This is a genomic window from Bradyrhizobium manausense (genome assembly GCF_018129685.1).
GTDB lineage: Bacteria > Pseudomonadota > Alphaproteobacteria > Rhizobiales > Xanthobacteraceae > Bradyrhizobium > Bradyrhizobium manausense_D.
In genome coordinates this window covers 1-14,837 of record NZ_JAFCLG010000017.1, presented here as the reverse complement: position 1 = coordinate 14,837, position 14,837 = coordinate 1, and the positions used below count along the sequence as shown (strand labels likewise).

At 64.1% G+C, this 14,837-nt stretch carries 15 protein-coding genes and 1 pseudogene; 6 read left to right on the top strand and 10 right to left on the bottom strand.

Annotation, left to right across the window (positions count from 1 at the left end):
* Positions 1 to 12 precede the first annotated feature (12 nt).
* From JQ621_RS27760 to JQ621_RS27745, 4 genes are all read right to left on the bottom strand, one after another.
* Positions 13 to 771, bottom strand: coding sequence for a proteasome-type protease (locus JQ621_RS27760; protein WP_212239299.1), 759 nt, complete (start codon positions 769 to 771; stop codon positions 13 to 15).
* A gap of 202 nt (positions 772 to 973) precedes the next feature.
* Positions 974 to 1,816: a transglutaminase family protein gene (locus tag JQ621_RS27755; protein ID WP_212239296.1), complete on the bottom strand. Its 843-nt coding sequence runs from the start codon at positions 1,814 to 1,816 to the stop codon at positions 974 to 976.
* 108 nt (positions 1,817 to 1,924) lie between these two features.
* Entirely contained in the window at positions 1,925 to 2,869 is a 945-nt protein-coding gene (locus JQ621_RS27750; RefSeq protein WP_212239294.1) for an alpha-E domain-containing protein, read from the bottom strand.
* A gap of 4 nt (positions 2,870 to 2,873) precedes the next feature.
* Positions 2,874 to 4,292 (bottom strand): circularly permuted type 2 ATP-grasp protein, encoded by a 1,419-nt coding sequence (locus tag JQ621_RS27745; protein ID WP_212239292.1) that lies wholly within the window; start codon positions 4,290 to 4,292, stop codon positions 2,874 to 2,876.
* A gap of 277 nt (positions 4,293 to 4,569) precedes the next feature.
* Between JQ621_RS27745 and JQ621_RS27740 the strand changes: the two genes are divergently transcribed.
* The 3 genes from JQ621_RS27740 to JQ621_RS27730 all read left to right on the top strand — a co-directional run bounded on the left by JQ621_RS27740 (position 4,570) and on the right by JQ621_RS27730 (position 6,599).
* On the top strand, positions 4,570 to 5,307 hold the full coding sequence (locus JQ621_RS27740) for a competence/damage-inducible protein A (RefSeq protein ID WP_212239290.1): 738 nt from the start codon (positions 4,570 to 4,572) through the stop codon (positions 5,305 to 5,307).
* Between the two features lie 38 nt (positions 5,308 to 5,345).
* The gene (gene gpt / locus JQ621_RS27735; protein ID WP_212239287.1) at positions 5,346 to 5,873 is read left to right on the top strand and encodes a xanthine phosphoribosyltransferase; all 528 of its coding nucleotides are present in this window, start codon (positions 5,346 to 5,348) and stop codon (positions 5,871 to 5,873) included.
* 108 nt (positions 5,874 to 5,981) lie between these two features.
* A complete protein-coding gene (locus tag JQ621_RS27730; protein ID WP_212239285.1) occupies positions 5,982 to 6,599 on the top strand; it encodes a hypothetical protein in 618 nt (205 codons plus the stop codon).
* Between the two features lie 104 nt (positions 6,600 to 6,703).
* Here JQ621_RS27730 and JQ621_RS27725 read toward each other — a convergent pair whose 3' ends face one another.
* Together JQ621_RS27725 and JQ621_RS27720 are read right to left on the bottom strand one after the other, a co-directional pair.
* The gene (locus tag JQ621_RS27725; protein WP_249125621.1) at positions 6,704 to 6,937 is read right to left on the bottom strand and encodes a hypothetical protein; all 234 of its coding nucleotides are present in this window, start codon (positions 6,935 to 6,937) and stop codon (positions 6,704 to 6,706) included.
* Entirely contained in the window at positions 6,937 to 7,959 is a 1,023-nt protein-coding gene (locus tag JQ621_RS27720) for a methionine synthase (RefSeq protein WP_212239283.1), read from the bottom strand. Before JQ621_RS27720 ends, JQ621_RS27725 begins: the two co-directional genes overlap by 1 nt.
* A gap of 108 nt (positions 7,960 to 8,067) precedes the next feature.
* Here JQ621_RS27720 and JQ621_RS27715 point away from each other — a divergent pair, with 108 nt between their 5' ends.
* The 3 genes from JQ621_RS27715 to JQ621_RS27705 all read left to right on the top strand — a co-directional run bounded on the left by JQ621_RS27715 (position 8,068) and on the right by JQ621_RS27705 (position 10,521).
* Positions 8,068 to 8,769: a glutathione S-transferase N-terminal domain-containing protein gene (locus tag JQ621_RS27715; protein WP_212239277.1), complete on the top strand. Its 702-nt coding sequence runs from the start codon at positions 8,068 to 8,070 to the stop codon at positions 8,767 to 8,769.
* Positions 8,770 to 8,935: 166 nt separating this feature from the next.
* Positions 8,936 to 9,544, top strand: coding sequence for a 2-hydroxychromene-2-carboxylate isomerase (locus tag JQ621_RS27710; RefSeq protein WP_212239272.1), 609 nt, complete (start codon positions 8,936 to 8,938; stop codon positions 9,542 to 9,544).
* Positions 9,544 to 10,521: an NADPH:quinone oxidoreductase family protein gene (locus JQ621_RS27705; protein WP_212239269.1), complete on the top strand. Its 978-nt coding sequence runs from the start codon at positions 9,544 to 9,546 to the stop codon at positions 10,519 to 10,521. The genes JQ621_RS27710 and JQ621_RS27705 overlap by 1 nt, the downstream gene beginning before the upstream one ends.
* Before the next feature lie 118 nt (positions 10,522 to 10,639).
* On the opposite strand, the gene JQ621_RS27700 is transcribed toward JQ621_RS27705, so the two are convergent.
* The 4 genes and pseudogenes from JQ621_RS27700 to JQ621_RS35925 all read right to left on the bottom strand — a co-directional run.
* Positions 10,640 to 11,530 carry a crotonase/enoyl-CoA hydratase family protein gene (locus JQ621_RS27700; protein WP_212239262.1) on the bottom strand — a complete coding sequence of 297 codons (891 nt, stop codon included), beginning with the start codon at positions 11,528 to 11,530 and terminating at the stop codon, positions 10,640 to 10,642.
* 158 nt (positions 11,531 to 11,688) lie between these two features.
* On the bottom strand, positions 11,689 to 13,110 hold the full coding sequence (locus JQ621_RS27695) for an amidase (RefSeq protein ID WP_212239260.1): 1,422 nt from the start codon (positions 13,108 to 13,110) through the stop codon (positions 11,689 to 11,691).
* A 2-nt stretch (positions 13,111 to 13,112) separates the two neighbouring features.
* Entirely contained in the window at positions 13,113 to 14,276 is a 1,164-nt protein-coding gene (locus tag JQ621_RS27690) for a M20 aminoacylase family protein (protein WP_212239258.1), read from the bottom strand.
* Positions 14,277 to 14,419: 143 nt separating this feature from the next.
* Positions 14,420 to 14,569, bottom strand: a pseudogene (locus JQ621_RS35925) (M81 family metallopeptidase); the annotation flags it as partial.
* Positions 14,570 to 14,837: the final 268 nt, after the last annotated feature.

The window sequence follows — 14,837 nt, the reverse complement described above, 5'->3', positions numbered from 1 at the left end:
TTTCTTCAATTGTCAGGTTTTGGGTTCTTTTTCGTTCTTGTAGGGCGGCCGCGGAATGTTCTGATGCGCGGCGCGCAAGGCCGCCGACCAGCGCGAGCGCAGATCATGGAAATAGGGCTCGCCGGCCTCGATGCGGTGGTTCAGGTCGGCATCGCAGGCATCGGAGCGCACCACCAGCACGTCGATGGGAAGGCCGACGCCGAGGTTGGAGCGCATGGTCGAGTCCATCGAGATCAGCCCGGTCTTCAGCGCCTCGTAGAGCTCGACGTCGTAATGCATGGCGCGGTCGAGCACCGGCTTGCCGTATTTGTGCTCGCCGATCTGCAGGTACGGCGTGTCCGTGGTGCATTCGATGAAATTGCCTGCCGTGTAGACCATGAACAGGCGCATGCGCGCGCCCTTGATCTGGCCGCCGAACAGGAAGGAGACGTCGAAGGACACGTCCTCGGATTTCAGCGCCGGCCCTTCGGTCGCGTGCACCGCGCGGATCGCCCGGCCGATGCGCTGGGCGGCCTGGAACATGGTCGGCGCGTTCATCAGCGTCTCGATCTCGCCCGTGTTGGGGTCCTCGAGGCCTTCCGTCAGCGTGGACAGCACCGACTGGCTGATGGCGAGATTGCCGGCGCTGGCGATCGCCATGATGCGGTCGCCGGGCTTGGAGAAGATGTGCAGCTTGCGGAAGGTCGAGACGTTGTCGAGGCCGGCATTGGTGCGGGTATCGGCGATCATCACCAGACCGTCCCGAACCAGGATTCCGCAGCAATAGGTCATTTCCAGTCCCCAACGCGTTTGCGCCGAAGTACTAGCCAATTTCGGGGAGGCATGAAACCCCCGATTCCCGAGGCCAGGCTGTCATTCCGGGGCGCGACGAAGTCGCGAGTCCGGAATCCATTCATCCACCCACTCTGCGGCCCGATGGATTCCGGGCTCGATGCTGCGCATCGCCCCGGAATGACGGAAGGACGGAACGCCTCTAGCTCTGTCGCTGCGATTGCGACTGCCCGCCGCGGCCGGCCTGCTCGACCTTGACCGCGACCGTCAGCGTCTCTGCGCCGCCGCCGTAGCGCGTGCCGCGCACAGGCGCTGCGCCGAGATAGTCGAGCCCGATCGCGACGCGGACATGGGCATCGGTGGTGCAGATGCTGTTGGCGGGATCGAAGCCGACCCAGCCGAGATCAGGGACATAGGCTTCCGCCCAGGCATGCCCGGCGTCCTGATGCACGGTGCCGTCGGAGCGCAGGAAATGGCCGGAGACGAAGCGCGCCGGCACGCCGCCGGTGCGGGCGCAGGCGATGAAGATATGCGCATAGTCCTGGCAGACGCCGCGCTTCAGCGTGAAGGCTTCGGCGGCCGAGGTGCCGCTGTTGGTCGGATCCTCGTCGAAGGTCATGTGATCGCTGATCTGCGACATGAGCGTATGCAGAAAGCCGAGCGTGTCGCTCTCGGCCTCGCTGCGCAGCTGACGCGAGACCGCTGCCATGGCCGGATTGACGGTCGTCAGGTCGGTGGTGCGCAGGAACATGTCGGCGGGAAAGCGCTCGTCGGTGCCGCGCAGCACGCCGCCGGTGTCGTGGGTCTCGATCAAGCCCTCCGCGGTGATCTTGATGTCGCTCACGGGGCCGCAGGACAGCACGTGGGTGACGTTGCCGAACGCGTCCTCGTGCATGTCGAGCTTGGTGTCGGTGGAGACGTCGATCTGCCATTCCGCCACATATTGCCCGTCGTGGCTGCCCGGCGTCATGCGCAGGATCTGGATCACGCTCGTCGCCGCAGGTTCGTAGCGATAGGTCGTGGTGTGCTGGATTCGCAGGCGCATGGTGGACCACAGTTTCTATGCCGTCATTCCGGGGCGATGCGACAGCATCGAACCCGGCATCTCGAGACTCCGGGTCTGGTCCTTCGGACCATCCCGGAATGACGGAGGTCAGATCAAATACTGCTTCGTGATGATTTCGCCCAGCCTGGAATTGTCTGCGATGAATTCCTGAATGAATTCATGCACACCATGCTGGAAAATGTCGTTCATGTTGCTGTGTTCCAGCCGGTTGCGGATGCCGCGGGCGTGGCGCTGGGCCGGGCCCTGGCGGCCATAGGCGACGCCGATCTGGTCGAGGTTGCGGGTGAGATTCTCGTAGCAGCTCGCCAGCGAGCGCGGCAGCGTGCTGTTGAGGATCAGCAGATCCGCCACCAGCCACGGCTTCAGCGTCTCGCGATAGACCCAGTGATAGGCCGTCAGCGCCGACACCGAGCGCAGGATCGAGCTCCACTGATAGAAGTCGAGCGGGCCGCCGACATGTTCCTCTTCGGGCAGCAGCACGTGATACTTCACGTCGAGAATGCGCGCGGTGTTGTCGGCCCGCTCCAGATGCAGGCCGAGGCGCGAGAACCAGTAGGCGTCGTTGCGCAGCATGGTCCGGTAGGCCGAACCGTCGAAGCGCAGCGAGGTCTCCTGCACGAAGCGCAGGAATCTTGCCAGCTCCTCGCGCGTCGAGGTGCCCTTGTTCCAGACCTCCTGCAACTCGATCCACGCCGAGTTGATGGTGTCCCACATCTCGCTGGTCAATGCGGTGCGCACCGAGCGTGAGTTCAGCCGCGCCGCTTCGATGCAATTGCGGATCGAGGACGGGTTTTCGGCCGAGAACGAGAGGTAGTCGACGACGTTGTGCTCGTTGGCTTCCTCGTGGGTCTGATAGAAGCTCTCGGCGACGCCGGCGGTCAGCAGCGCCGAGTCCCATTCGTTGGTCTTGCCGATATAAGTGGCGGGAAGCGCGGTGACGCGCAGCGTCGCATCGATCGTGCGCGCGAGATATTCGGCCCGTTCGACGTAGCGGGCGAGCCAGTAGAGGTTTTCGGCGGTACGCGACAGCATCTCTCTACTCGTCCAGAATCCAGGTGTCTTTGGTGCCGCCGCCCTGGCTTGAATTCACCACGAGCGAACCTTCCTTCAGGGCAACACGCGTCAGCCCGCCCGGCACGATGGTCGTCGTCTTGCTGCCGGTGAGCACGAAGGGCCGCAGGTCGACGTGCCGCGGGGCAAGGCCGGAGGCCGTGCAGGTCGGGCAGGTCGAGAGCGCCAGCGTCGGCTGGGCGATGAAACCTTCCGGCTCGCGCTTGAGCTTCTCGCGGAAGGCTTCGATCGTGGCCTTGGTCGCGGCCGGGCCGATCAGCATGCCGTAGCCGCCAGAGCCGTGCACTTCCTTGACGACGAGCTCACCGAGATTGTCCAGCACGTAGGCCAGATCCTTCGGCTCGCGGCAGCGCCAGGTCGGCACGTTCTTCAGGATCGGTTCTTCGCCGAGATAGAACTTCACGATGTCAGGCATGTAGGAGTAGATCGCCTTGTCGTCGGCAATGCCAGTGCCGACCGCGTTGGCGAGCGTGATGTTGCCGGCTGCATAGGCCGACATCAGCCCGGGCACGCCCAGCACCGAGTCAGGGCGGAAGGTGAGGGGGTCGATGAAATCGTCGTCGACGCGGCGATAGATCACGTCGACCCGTTTCAGCCCCTCGGTCGTGCGCATGAAGACTTCGTTGTTCTTGACGACGAGGTCGCGGCCTTCCACCAGCTCGACGCCGAGCTTGTCGGCGAGGAAAGAATGCTCGTAATAGGCGGAATTGTAGACGCCCGGCGTGAGCAGCGCGACGGTCGGCTCGGCCGAGGCGCTATGCGGCGCGACCGAGCGGAGCGCCGAGAGCAGTTCGTCCGGATAGCGCTCGACCGGCGCCACCCTGTGGCGGGCGAACAGATCCGGAAACAACCGCATCATGATCTCGCGGTTTTCCAGCATGTAGGACACGCCGGAGGGCGTGCGCGCGTTGTCCTCGAGAACGATGAAGTCCTCGGCGTCGACCCGGACGATGTCGATGCCGGCGATGTGCACGTAGACGTCGTGCGGCACCTGCTGGCCGTTCATCTCCGGCCTGAACACCGGGTTCTGGAAGATCAGATCGTCAGGCACGATTTCGGCGCGAAGAATGTCGCGGCCGTGATAGATGTCGCGCAGGAACATGTTCAGCGCCTTCACGCGCTGCTTCAGCCCCTTTTCCAGCAGGGTCCACTCCTTGCCCGACATGATCCGCGGGATCACATCGAACGGGATCAGGCGCTCCGTGGATTCGGAGTCTCCATAAACCGCAAAGGTAATGCCGATACGGCGGAACAGGAGTTCGGCTTCCTGGCGGCGATATTCGAGCGCCTCGGGAGGCGTCTCCTTGAGCCAGCGCGCCAGCTCCTGATAGGCGGGGCGAAGGTCCCCGCCGGGAATATTCATTTCGTCAAACGCGACTGCCATAGATCCCGACTTGTCTCCGCAAGGCGTTGCGCCAATGGACAGGTCGAAAGGCCTTGTTGGAGACCGCAACGCCCTGGCCATGCGGCAAGAGTGCATGACTTTGAGGAGGTAGCAAGGGCCGGGCCAGCGCTATAAGCAGTGAGAAGGGGCATTTGCCGGGGACAGCCGGAAAGCTGCCTGAAAAAATGGCTGAGGACTGCTTATTTCGGCAGCAAAACCGCGTGACTTCAACGCGTTACCTCGGCAAAGTCGGGATCACAGGTGAGGGACTTAAGGCATGAGCGAGATCGTCACGGCGGGCATTCTGGTCATCGGGGATGAAATCCTGTCGGGCCGGACCAAGGACAAGAATATCGGCTTCATCGCCGAATACCTGACCAATATCGGCATCGACCTGAAGGAAGTGCGGGTCGTCTCCGACGACGAGGCCGACATCATCGCAGCTCTGGATGCACTGCGGCATCGCTACACTTACGTCTTCACCACCGGCGGCATCGGGCCGACCCATGACGACATCACCGCCGACAGCGTCGCCAAGGCGTTCGGCGTCGGCATCGACCACCATCCCGAGGTGGTCGCCCGTTTCAAGGAGCGCTGGAGCGAGCAGGACCTGAACGAGGCCCGCTTGCGCATGGCCCGCATCCCCGATGGCGCCGAGTTGATCCAGAGCGCGACCATCCTCGCCCCCGGCTTCAAGATCGGCAACGTCATCGTCATGGCCGGTGTGCCCTCGATCATGCAGGCGATGATGGACATCGTCGCGCCGAAGCTGAAATCGGGCGTGCGCATGCTGTCCGAATCGGTCCGCGCCAATGCGAGGGAGGGAGACATCGGCAGCCCGCTGCGGGCGATCGCCGCCGCGCACCCCGACACCATCATTGGCAGCTATCCCTTCATGGACGAGGAGCAGAAACCGAACACCAATCTGGTGGTGCGCTCGCGCGATGCGGATAAGCTCGCTGCCGCGATGGCGGCGGTGAAGGAAATGCTGGCAGGATTGAACATCACCCGGTAGCAGATGAGCTGCCGGCAAGACGAATGCAGGAGACGATGATGGCTGGTGACGCACCGGAACTGAGCGCGCAGGAACGGGCAGGCAGGCCCTTTCCGGTGTCGTGGGACCAGTTCCACCGGGATTGCCGGGCGCTGACATGGCGGCTCAACGAGGTTGGTCCATTCCATGCCGTGATCGCGATCACCCGCGGTGGACTCGTGCCTGCGGCAATCGTGGCGCGTGAGCTCGGTGTGCGCATCATCGATACGGTCTGCATCGCCAGTTACGACCATGACAAGCAGGGCGAGCTTCAGGTCCTCAAGGGCATTTCAGAACAGGCGATGAAGCTCGGCGAAGGCACCGGCAAGGGACTTCTGATCGTCGACGACCTCGTCGATACCGGCAAGACCGGCAGAATGGTGCGCGAGATGCTGCCCGATGCGCATTTCGCGACCGTCTACGCCAAGCCGAAGGGCCGTCCGCTGGTCGATACCTTCATCACGGAAGTGTCGCAGGACACCTGGATCTTCTTCCCCTGGGACACCGCGTTGTCCTACCACCCGCCGCTGCGCGACGGCGCTGCCTAGGGAGGGAGTCATTCCGGGGCGATGCGAAGCATCGAAACCGGAATCTCGAGATCCCGCGTCTGGTCCTGCGGACAATCCCGGAATGACGGCATTTCAAAAGGCGCGCCCATGCCCCTGCAGAACCGCGTCACACCCACTGGCGATATCATCGCCACGCCGCATCGCGGGATGTTCACGGGCAATCGCGGCATCATCCATGATCCCGCGACCAAGACGCTGCTGAAGAAGCGCTGGTCGTCGCCGGCCTGGCTGACCTGCACCTGCGAGTTCCGCGGCCGTCGCCGCGAGGTGATGGCGCAGCAGAGCTGGACCGAGCTGTTTTTTCTCGATGAAGCCACCGCGCTGGCAGCCGGACATCGGCCCTGCTTCTACTGCCGCCGCGACGATGCCAATCGCTTCCGTGCCGCGTGGGAGAAGGGCAACCGCGTGCACGACGTCCGCATGCACGACATCGATACTGTGCTGCACCACGAGCGGCTTGACCACGGCAGGAAGCGGCTGCACGTGCTGCTCGTGCCGCTCGAACAGCTTCCCGATGGCGCGATGCTGCAGCAGGGCGAAGAGAGCTTTCTGGTGACGCAAGGCAGGACGCTGCTGTGGTCGGCCGGGGGATATGCCGGCTCGGGACATCTCTCTGGTGAGGCAAGGCTGCTCACGCCACCTTCGACGCTCCGCACGCTGAATGCGGGCTATCGGCCTGTGCTGCACCCGACAGCGCTGCCCTAAAGCGGAGTGTGGTTAGGTTGAATCGATGCGAACGAGAGCTCAGGTCACCTCTCCCGTAGGGAGAGGTGACCCCGGACGCCGATCGAACCTGACTCCATCGTGCCCTAGCGCAGCGGCCGCCCGTTCTCATCCACCGTCGTCCGAGCATCGCGCAAGGCCCATTCGCGGATGATCTGGCGGCAGCGGGTAAGGTCAGCTTCGCTCACGGCTTTCGCGTCCTTGGAGGCCCGCTCGACCGTCACCTTGCAATTGAGAAGCACCGAGCGGTCTTCCGCATGCGCCCGCGGCGTGAACGCCGCAAGCACAGCCATGACCAGGGCGGGCCGGATCGGCGGCATCAGCCAAGCTTCTCGCGGGCCAGCGCGGCGCCGGCTCCGAGTGCCATCAGCTTGGCTTCGGCGATCTCGCGCCGCATCGGCGCCATGCCGCAATTGGTGGTGGCGATGATGTTGCTCCTGGGTACGAATTTCGAGACCGCGTCGATCACCTGCACGACGTCCTCGGCCGTCTCGACGGTGTCGCTGGCCACATCGATCACGCCGGCCTGCACGACCTTGTTCTTCAAGAGCGCGAGCAGATCGAGCGGCACCTTCGAATTGCGGCACTCGATCGCGACCTGCTGGATCGGGCTGGCGTCGATCGCCGGAAAAATCTGCTCATACTGCCGCCACTGCGCGCCGAGCGTCTCCTTCCAGTCGGTATTGGCCTTGATGCCGTAGCCGTAGCAGATGTGGACGGCGGTGGTGCAGGTGAGCCCCTGCGCGGCGCGCTCCAGCGCCTTGATGCCCCAGTCGTTGACCTCGTCCATGTAGACGTTGAAGGCGGGCTCGTCGAACTGCACGAGATCGACGCCGTCGGCCTGGAGCGCCTTGGCCTCTTCGTTCAAGAGCTCGGCGAAGGCGAAGGCCATCTTGACGCGGTCGCCATAGTAACGGTCCGCAATGGTGTCGATGATGGTCATCGGACCGGGCAGGGTGAATTTCAGCTTCTTCCTGGTGTGGGTGCGCGCGACGCGCGCCTCAAAATCGTGGACGCGCCCCTTCAACCGCAGCGGCCCGACCACCTGCGGCACCATCGCCTTGTAGCGATCTTTCCGGATGCCCATCTCGACCTTGTGGGCGAAGTCGATGCCCTCGATCTTCTCCAGAAAACCGTGCACGAAATGCTGCCGGGCCTGCTCGCCCTCGGTGACGATGTCGATGCCGGCATCTTCCTGGATCTTCAGCCAGATCAACGTCGCGTCTCGCTTGGCGCTGGCCAGCTCGTCGCCTTGCGACTTCCAGGGCGCCCAGAGCATGTTGGGCTCGGCCAGCCATTCCGGCTTGGGCAAGGAGCCGGCGATCGTCGTTGGAAACAGCATGGGTCCTCCCGGCGGGTTGCGATTGCGCCTCTGTCTGCCATGTCTTAACGTCGAGGTACAGAACAACAAAAGTCGCCCACTATTCCAGCGGCGACGGCAGGGAAGGTGATGATCGACCTCCATTATGCGCCTACGCCGAACGGCTGGAAAATCTCGATCATGCTGGAGGAACTCGGGCTTCCCTACACCGTGAAGCCCGTCAACATCCGCGCCGGCGAGCAGTTTGCGCCTGAGTTTCTGGCGATCTCGCCCAACAACCGTATTCCCGCGATCGTCGATCACGATCCTGCAGACGGCGGCGCGCCGTTCTCGGTGTTCGAGACCGGGGCGATCCTGATCTATCTGGCGGAGAAGACCGGCCGTTTCCTTCCAGGCGACCTGCGCGGCCGCTCCACCACGATCCAGTGGGTGATGTGGCAGATGGCGGGGCTCGGGCCGATGCTCGGCCAGCACGGCCATTTCGCGCTTTATGCGGCGGAGAAGATCCCTTACGCGATCGAGCGCTACCGCGACGAGGCGGCGCGGCTCTATGGCGTGCTCGACCGGCAACTCGCCAAGACCGGCGCCTATGTCGCCGGCGACTATTCCATTGCCGACATCGCCTGCTTCCCTTGGACCATGACCCACAAGGCGCAGGGCTTTACGCTGGACGACTATCCGAACGTGAAGCGCTGGTACGCCGAGGTGCGCGCCAGGCCGCAGGTGCAGGCGGGGATTGCGATCGGCAAATTCGTGAAAGAGCCGTTCGATGAGGAATCACGCAAGATCATGTTCGGCCAGCGGGCTAAGGAAGTATTGGGAAAGAAGTGACGGCTACCGCTCTCCCCGTCATTGCGAGGAGCTCGCGACAAAATTGCGAAGCAATTTTGCGCTGATGCGACGAAGCAATCCAGAGCCTTTCCGTGGAAAGATTCTGGATTGCTTCGCTTCGCTCGCAATGACGGGGAGCGAGACCAAACGCGACAAAGGAAACACCATGATCGAATTCTTCTTCGACTGTTCCAGTCCCTGGACCTATCTCGCCTTCCACAACATCCAGCCGCTGGCCAAAGAGCTCGGCGCCGAGATCGTCTGGCGGCCGATCCTGGTCGGCGGCATCTTCAACACCGTCAACCCGAGCGTCTATGCACAGCGCGAGACGCCGGTGCCGTTGAAGGCGCGCTACATGAAGAAGGACCTTGCCGACTGGGCGCGCTCGGCGGGGCTGGCGATCAAGATGCCGCCGACTGTGTTTCCGGTGAACAGTGTCAAGGCGATGCGCGGCTGCATCTGGCTGGGCAAGGACATGGTGCCGTTCGCAACCGCTGTGTTCGAGGCCTATTGGGGCGGCGACAAGGACATTTCGCAGGACGCCGTGCTCGCCGAGATCTGCAAGAGAGTCGGCGTCGAGGAGCAGAAGTTCTTTGCCGGCATTTCGGAACAAACCATCAAGGATCAGCTCAAGGCCAATACGGAGGAAGTCGTCGCGCGCGGCGGCTTCGGTTCGCCCACGATCTTCGTGAACAAGACCGACATGTACTTCGGCAATGACCGCCTGCCGCTGATCCGCGAGGCGCTACTGCGCAGCAAGGCGAGCGCGGCCTGATGGTCCGTGCGGTCGTCTGCCGCGCGCTCGGTGCGCCCGAAACGCTGCGGCTCGAACAGTTTCCCCCGCGAGCCCTGAAGCCCGGCGAGGTCCGCGTCGCGATCCGCGCCGCGGGCCTGAATTTTCCTGACGTGCTGATGGCATCAGGCGAATATCAGCTCAAGCCGGAGTTGCCGTTCACGCCCGGTATGGAGGCGGCCGGCGACGTGACGGAAGTGGGCGCGGAAGCAAGGGGCGTGTCCGTCGGAGACAAGGTCATCGTGAAGATGCGCTATGGCGCCTTCACGGATGAAGCCGTTGTGACGCCGGCGCAGCTCACGCCGATACCATCGACATTCGATTACGCGGAAGCCGCGACCTATCTCGCCGGCCACGGCACGGCCTATCATGCGCTGATCGATCGCGGCCGGGTCGAACCGGGTGAAGTGCTCCTCGTGCACGGCGCTGGCGGCGGCGTTGGACTCGCGGCGGTGGAGATCGGCAAGATGCTGGGCGCAACGGTGATCGCGACAGCATCCAGCGACGAGAAGCTTGCGATCGCAAAATCGCGCGGCGCCGACCATCTCGTGCGCTATGATCGCGAGCCGTTTCGTGACGCGGTCAAGCGCATCACCGATGGCCGCGGCGCGGATGTCGTGTTCGATCCCGTCGGCGGCGAGGTGTTCGAGAACTCGATGCGCTGCATCGCCTGGGGCGCGCGACTCCTGGTGATTGGCTTTACGGGCGGCATCGGCTCGGCCAAGACCAATCTGCTGCTGATCAAGGGCGCCAGCGTGTTAGGGGTGCGCGCGGGCGAGGCGGTCCGGAAAGACCCCGCGCTGGGTGAGGTGCGCCTGAAGGCGCTGCTGCAATGGGCGGAAGAGGGCAGGCTCCGCCCCAACGTCTCGCACCGCCTGCCGCTTGAGGATTGCGCCAAGGCGATGCGGTTGCTGCTCGACCGTAAGGCGATCGGACGCGTGGCGCTGGTGATGGAATGACGGAGCTGCGGTGACGGCGCCGTAGGGTGGGCAAAGCGAAGCGTGCCCACGATCTGTATCCATCACGCAAGGATGGTGGGCACGGCGCAAGAGCGCCTTTGCCCACCCTACAAGAGCGTCACTTATACTCCCGCTCCGTCCACCACGGGAAATAGTCGGGCATATCGCTGGACACCTTGTTCTTGAACTGCGCCGGGCGCTTCTCCAGGAACGAGACCACGCCTTCCTTGACGTCCTCCGAGCGGCCGCGGGCGTAGATGCCGCGGCTGTCCACCTTGTGGGCCTCCATCGGATCGTCCGCGCCCATCATGCGCCACATCATCTGGCGGATCAGCGCGACCGACACCGGCGCGGTCTTCGCCGCGAACTCCTTGGCGAGGGCGCGAGCGGTCGGCAGCAGATCATCGGGCGCGACGACCTTGCTGACGAGACGCCCCGCCAGCGCTTCCTGCGCGGGGAACACGCGGCCCGAATAGCACCATTCCAGCGCCTGCGAGATGCCGACGATCCGCGGCAGGAACCAGCTCGAGGCCGCCTCGGGCACGATGCCGCGCTGGGAGAACACGAAGCCGAAACGCGCGGCATCCGACGCAATGCGGATGTCCATCGCCAGCTGCATGGTGACGCCTATGCCGACCGCGGGGCCGTTCACCGCCGCGATGACGGGCTTCAGACATTTGAAGATGCGCAAGGTCACCTGCCCGCCGCCATCGCGCACCTGCGGATCGCTGTAATCGACCTTGCCGTTGGCCAAGCGCTTCACCGGCCCGCGGCGCGCGTCGCGGTCGAAGGTGTCGGCGCCTGACGACAGATCCGCGCCTGCGCAAAAGCCGCGGCCGGCGCCGGTGACGATGATGGCGCGGACATTGTCGTCCTTGTCGGCGGCGTCGAACGCGTCGATCAGCTCGGCCTGCATCTGTGCGTTGAAGGCGTTGAGCTTGTCGGGCCGGTTCAGCGTGATGGTGAGGATCTGGTCGGCGACCTCGTATTTGATCGTCTCATACGCCATGGGTGGGTTTCCTTCCCGGTTTCTTGGCATTTCTCTATCACGTCATTCCGGGGCGCGCGACGCGCGCGCCCGGAATCCATTTCTCCGCACCAGTAGTGCCGATGAATGGATTCCGGGCTTGCGCCAAGTGGGCGCAACCCGGAATGACAAGTGTGGGATTACTTCGCCGGCGGCTTCGGCCAGGGCTTCTGCGTTCCGCGCAGGCCCTCGAACGCCTTGGCCATGCCGAGCACGCCGATATCGTCGAAGCGGCGGCCGACGATCTGGACGCCGATCGGAAAACCCGTGGCGTCGAAGCCGCCATTGATGGAGACGGCGGGGTTCTCCGACATATTCCATGGCACGGTATAGCAGATGTGCTCGAACGGCCGCATCGGATCGTTGGTGGGCGAGGCCCATTCCGCCGCATAGTTCACGTTCGGCGCGGTCGGCGAGATCACATAGTCGAGCTCGCAGAACAGTTTCGAGGCTGCGCTGCGGATCGCCATGGTCTGGTTGAAGCCGCGGATCACGTCGACGCCCGACAGCTTCGCACCTGATACCCCCCATTTGAAGATGTAGGGCAGCACCTTTGCCTGTTCGGCCGGCGTCAGCTTCGACAGATCGTCCCACATCCGTGCGCGCCAGAAATTGTCGAGGCCGTCGAGCATCTCGCGCGTCAGGATACCGTCGATCTCGGTGACGACGCTGCCGGCGGATTCGAATGCCTTGGCCGCTTTCACCGCGACCTCGCGGACCGGCTTTTCCGCCGGAAGGCCAACGCCTGCATCGAGCATCAGGCCGATCCGCAACTTGCGCGGGGATTTCTCCAGCCCCTTCCAGTTGAGCGGCTCCGCCGGCAGGCTCGTGCCGTCGCGCCGGTCGGGCTTTGCGATCACGCTCATCATCAGCGCGCAATCATCGACCGTGCGGGTCATGGGACCTGCGACGCGGCCGACATAGGCGGGATCGATCGGCACGCGGCCGAAGCTCGGCTTCAGGCCGACGAGTCCGCACCAGCCGGCGGGCAAGCGGATCGAGCCGCCAATATCCGTGCCGAGATGCAAGGGCCCGTAGCCAGCCGCGGCGGCGGCGCCCGCACCAGCACTGGAGCCGCCGGGATTCTTCGAGAGATCCCAGGGATTGCGTGCCAGCGCGTGGAACGAGGAGAGTCCCGAGGACAGCATGCCGTAATCGGGCATGGTGGTCTTGGCGAAGATGATAGCGCCTGCCTCACGCAGGCGCGCGGCGGGCGGGGCGTCCTTCTCGGCCGGCACGAGCTTGACGCTCGCCGCCCCCAGCGGCACCGGCACGCCCTTGGTCGCGATGTTGTCCTTGACCGTCACGGGCACGCCGTCGAGCGGGCCCGATGGCTCGCCCCCGGACCAGCGCGCGGTCGAGGCCTTGGCGGCCTCGCGCGCGCCATCAGGATCGAACGCATAGAGCGCCTTCAGATGCGGCTCCCACGCAGCGACATGCGTGAGCACATCCTCCAGCACCTCGCTCGGCGAGAACTGTTTGGCGCGGTAGCCCGCGATCAGATCGACCGCGGAGAGATCGTGCAGCGAGGTGACCGCCTCGGTGGCGCTCTTCTTCTGCATTGTCAGGCGACCGGCATGCGCGTTTCGATGATCCGGGCGAACATGCTGGCGCCGATCGGCAGGATCTTGTCGTCGAGCACGAACCCGGGATTGTGCACGGGCACCGAGCCGTCATGACCAACCCAGAAGTAGGCGCCGGGAATCGTCTCCAGCATGTCGGCGAAGTCCTCGCTGCCCATCTTCGGCTGGGTCCTGGTGATGACCTTGGCCGGATCGACAATCGTGCGCGCGACCTCCTCAACCACCTTGGACTGCTCGGCCTGGTTGACCAGCACGTTGAAAGTGTCGCGGATGTCGACGTCGATCGCGCAGCTATAGGCGCTGGCGATGCCGGCGCAGATGGTGCGGATGCGTTCGCTGACCAGGGTGCGGACGTCCTTCGAGAAGGTGCGGATGGTGCCGCAAAGATGCGCGTCGCCGGGAATGACGTTGTAGGCGGAGCCTGCGTGGATCTGGGTAATCGACACGACGGCAGCCTGGAGCGGCTCGACGTTGCGGCTGACGATGGTCTGGATCGCCTGCGCCAGCGTGGTCGCGATGATCACCGCGTCCTTGGAGCGTTCGGGCATCGCGCCATGCGCGCCGTAGCCGGTGATGCGGAGGTCGAAGAAGTCGGCGCTGGCCATGGCGGGGCCGGGCAGGATCGCGATCTCGCCGAGGTTGAGGTCGGGCGCGTTGTGCAGGCCGTAGAGCTCGTCGCAGGGAAATTTCTCGAACAGGCCGTCCTTGATCATTGCACGCGCGCCACCGAGGCCTTCCTCGGCCGGCTGGAAGATCAGGTGCACGGTGCCGTCGAAATTTCGGGTCTCGGCGAGATAGCGCGCGGTGCCGAGCAGCATGGTGGTGTGGCCGTCATGGCCGCAGCCGTGGAAGCGGCCAGGAATCTTCGAGCTCCATTTCAGATTGGTATTCTCTTCCATCGGCAGCGCGTCCATGTCGGCGCGCAGACCGATGCGCTTGCCGCTCGAACCCTTGCCCTTGATGACGCCGATCACGCCGGTACCGCCGAGACCGCGATGCACTTCGATGCCCCAGCTCTTCAGCTTGTCGGCGACGATGCCGGAGGTGCGTACTTCCTCGAAGCCTATCTCGGGATGGGCATGGATGTCGCGGCGGATGGCGGTGAGTTCGTCGGCGTAGCCGTCGATGCGATCGATGGTGGGCATAGGTCCTGTCCGGTTAGCGTGAAGGGGGAGTGAAAACGGGGCCGTTCGGCTTGATGCGGATGCCCGGACGCAACCGCGTCCAGGGCAGTGACGCGGTGTCGGCCGGCATCGCGCCCGGCGCGGCGCAGTTGATCGCGATCAGGAACGGAAATTGGCAGAACGAATTTGCAAAGCGTTGTTTCGTGCGTCATCGCCGGCCAGCCGCCGCCGTGCTGGAAGTCGGCGAACGTCGCCTTCGTCGGTGCGAAGGTGTTGGTCTCCTGCAGGAAGCCGCCGATGGCGATACGTGTCATCAATTCAAGTCCAGCGATCGAAAGTGCGCGACGTTAGCCTTGGCTTTGCGAGGAGAGCAAGGTGGGACGCACTCGCGCCGCGCATAGGGTCAAGACGTTTTGGGAATGCTGCGGATGCGTGTCGTTTGAGAAGGCGCTTCCACATGCTCAGTGTCGTCCCGGCGAAGGCCGGCAACTGTTATGTTGATGGTTCGACCTTATAGATTTTTCGGTCGCGCAGCATGGCGTTGAGGATGGTCAGCAGCTTCCTGGCGACAGCAATGAGGGC